This window comes from Methylobacterium sp. J-030, assembly GCF_022829545.1.
Taxonomy (GTDB): domain Bacteria; phylum Pseudomonadota; class Alphaproteobacteria; order Rhizobiales; family Beijerinckiaceae; genus Methylobacterium.
The window spans coordinates 1-2,166 of the sequence record NZ_JAKSYM010000275.1 but is presented as its reverse complement, the minus strand read 5'-3'; the positions used below and the strand labels follow the sequence as shown (position 1 = coordinate 2,166).

The window sequence follows — 2,166 nt, the reverse complement described above, 5'->3', positions numbered from 1 at the left end:
CGTGACCCTGACCCACCAAACTGGTCCGCACTGAGCGCGAGTTTTTCGGGCATCCTGAACCCTGAAGGAGGGTGGATGCCATGCCTCGCAAACGCTTCACGAACGAACAGATCGCCTTTGCCCTGCGGCAGGCGGAGAACGGCGCGACGGTGGACGAAGTCTGCCGGAAGATGGGCGTATCCGAACCGACGTTTTATCGCTGGAAGAAACAGTTCGTCGGCATGGGCGTGCCGGAGATCCGGCGGCTGAAGCAGTTGGAGGATGAGAATAGCAAGCTCAAGCGGCTGGTCGCCGACCTGACACTGGACCGCTCCATGCTGCAGGATGTGCTCAAGCGAAAGTGGTGAGGCCCGCCGCTCGCCGTGAAGTCGCCGGTCACCTGCAGGTGGCCTACGACATCAGCGAGCGTCGGGCCTGCCAGGCCACCGGTTTCGGCCGCTCGTCCCAGCGTTACAGGAAGCGCTCCGACCCGCAGGTGGCGCTGCGGATGCGGCTGAAGGAGCTGGCCGCCGCACGGGTGCGCTACGGCTACCGACGGCTGCACATCCTGTTGCGACGAGAGGGCTGGGAGGTGAACCACAAGCGAACCTACCGGATCTACCGGGACGAGGGACTGTCGATCCGGCCCAAGCTGCCCAAGCGCAAACGAGCCTGGCGCTACCGTCAGGGGCGACCGGCGATCGGTGGGCCCAACGAGGTCTGGGCGATGGACTTCATGTCCGACCGCATCTTCGACGGGCGCCCGTTCCGGATCCTGACCGTCGTCGATTGCCATACGCGAGAGGCGCTCTCACTCACACCGAGAGCGAACTTTCGCGCCTTCCAAGTGACCGAGGCTTTGGACGCCTTGGTCCGGCTGCGGGGCCGACCCAAGAGCCTGCGGGTCGACAACGGGCCAGAGTTCGCCGGGCGCATGCTCGACCAATGGGCCTACCTGAACGGGGCCGAGATCGACTTCTCCCGACCGGGCAGGCCGACCGACAACGCCTATATCGAGTCGTTCAACGGCCGCCTCCGAGCGGAATGCCTGAACGCCTCGTGGTTCCTGTCGCTGGCCGATGCCCGCGAGCGTATCGAGGAATGGAGGTGCCACTACAACGAAGATCGACCCCACACGGCCCTGGGCGGCTTGACGCCCCGAGCCTTCGCCGACCAAGCTGTCACAGCCCGAGAACTTGCATAGGCCGTGGACCACAAACGGGGTCAACTCCAGACCGACGATGCACTAACTTCGAACCTGGGCCACCAAATAGGGGCAGGCCACTCGACGAAGATCCTCAAGCCTGAATCGCGTTTGCCCGCGCCGTCACCCGAGTAGTCCGCCGAGCTCTTCGCCCAGGCCAGCGCCCCGGCCCAGCCGATGCCGGTGCCCCCCAGGAACAGGTTCGCCGACAGGATCGCCCAGCGGTGCGGGTGGCGGTTGCGAAACGCGATGATCGTCGGCAGCAGCAACACGAACCACCCGAGCGCGATGCCGGCGAACAGTACGGTGATGAACTCGGCATCGTCCGCTCTCATCGCTGCCGCCCCGCGTTCAGGATCTGCGCCTTCATCACCACGAACTCGGCCTCCGACAGGGTGCCGGCCGTGCGCAGCTGCGCCAGCCGCTCAAGCTCGGCCACCACGTCGCGGCGCGGGGCTGCGGGCAGCGGTGCGGCCATCGGCATAGGGGTCGAGGCGACTGGCGGCACTTCGGTGGGCGACGGAGTTGAGACCGGCGCGCGATCGAGCGGGTCTGGCCCGAACCGGTTGGGGCCGGGCTGGCCGTCCCGTAGGCACCGGAGCAGCAGCACGATCACGCCGAGCGGCACGATGGGGATGAACGCGCCTAGGCCAAGCAGCGCCCACCAGCCGCTGAGATCCATGTCATGCAGGCGCCGCACCGTCAGCGCCGTCCAGGGGGCCGCGTGCGAGCCGAGGAGAAGCACGAGCAGCAGCGCCGGCAAGATCGGGCGTGGCCCCTCGACGAAGGGGACGCCCAGGCCGAAGAAGGCAACGAGGATGAGCGGCCGGAACACGGGGTGGGCTGGCAAGTAGTCGGCGCGAGAGGCGCGCCCCTGGGCGGTAGCGTAGCGACGCATCGCGTCGAGGTAGGCGTGCATGCTCCTCATCCTCCATAACCCGGCTGGGTCGAGCCTATCGTGATCGGGGACTGTCAGTCCGTCG

At 66.9% G+C, this 2,166-nt stretch carries 3 protein-coding genes; 1 reads left to right on the top strand and 2 read right to left on the bottom strand.

What is annotated here, in order from left to right:
• Positions 1 to 80: 80 nt before the first annotated feature.
• Positions 81 to 1,183, top strand: a protein-coding gene (locus MKK75_RS20115; RefSeq protein WP_244044290.1) for an IS3 family transposase whose coding sequence is annotated in 2 segments (ribosomal slippage) — positions 81 to 342 and positions 342 to 1,183 — 1,104 coding nt in all. Because the reading frame shifts where the segments join, the coding sequence is not laid out codon by codon here.
• Positions 1,184 to 1,203: 20 nt separating this feature from the next.
• On the opposite strand, the gene MKK75_RS20110 is transcribed toward MKK75_RS20115, so the two are convergent.
• Together MKK75_RS20110 and MKK75_RS20105 are read right to left on the bottom strand one after the other, a co-directional pair.
• Positions 1,204 to 1,518 carry a superinfection immunity protein gene (locus MKK75_RS20110; RefSeq protein ID WP_244044289.1) on the bottom strand — a complete coding sequence of 105 codons (315 nt, stop codon included), beginning with the start codon at positions 1,516 to 1,518 and terminating at the stop codon, positions 1,204 to 1,206.
• Positions 1,515 to 2,102 (bottom strand): DUF805 domain-containing protein, encoded by a 588-nt coding sequence (locus MKK75_RS20105; RefSeq protein ID WP_244044288.1) that lies wholly within the window; start codon positions 2,100 to 2,102, stop codon positions 1,515 to 1,517. Before MKK75_RS20105 ends, MKK75_RS20110 begins: the two co-directional genes overlap by 4 nt.
• Between the last annotated feature and the right edge of the window lie 64 nt (positions 2,103 to 2,166).

Bases quoted from the DNA above. Each gene is read 5' to 3' on its own strand.
- MKK75_RS20110 (WP_244044289.1), bottom strand. From the start codon at position 1,518: ATGAGAGCGGACGATGCCGAGTTCATCACCGTACTGTTCGCCGGCATC.
- MKK75_RS20105 (WP_244044288.1), bottom strand. From the start codon at position 2,102: ATGCACGCCTACCTCGACGCGATGCGTCGCTACGCTACCGCCCAGGGG.